The sequence below is a fragment of the Pseudomonadota bacterium genome, from assembly GCA_030775045.1.
Classification (GTDB): domain Bacteria; phylum Pseudomonadota; class Alphaproteobacteria; order JALYJY01; family JALYJY01; genus JALYJY01.
Genome location: JALYJY010000149.1, coordinates 1 through 461 on the forward strand (window position 1 = coordinate 1; position 461 = coordinate 461).

Consider the following 461-nt stretch of genomic DNA (forward strand, 5'->3'; position numbering starts at 1 on the left):
CCCCCCCCCCCCTCCTAAAAAGAGGGTAATTCCACTCTCTCCGGTCTTTACGGACCTTGCGTCGCTGCGCAGGGATCCGCTGATCCGTCTCAGAAATGATATTGCCCGGGCTTTCAGGAATGGAACTTCTGACCTGGGACCGCTGTGGGGCCGGGTTCGTGCCCTGGATCCGGCGCTTGCCGGTACTGTTGATGCCATCAGAATCATCAGCCTGACGGGAAAAAAAGCGGGGCATATCAACACCCCATCCACAGAACTGGCCTGGGCCCAGCGCATTTTTCAGGAAACACGGAACCTGGAACCTGAGGATGCCCTGGAACACCCTGTTTTCCGCGCGGTCACCCGCGGCGATGATGTGCGGCTGGTTCTGGGGCGTTGTGTCCGGGAAATCATCCGGATACCGGGGATTGATCCTTCATATACCATTGCGTGGGGGCCACCTGGCAGCTGGTTCACCTGTG

General features: G+C 59.0%; 1 protein-coding gene. It reads left to right on the forward strand.

Going from position 1 to position 461, the window contains the following annotated elements; all coding sequences use genetic code 11:
- On the forward strand, positions 1–461 hold a 461-nt coding region (locus M3O22_09295; protein ID MDP9196934.1), incomplete at both ends, for a hypothetical protein.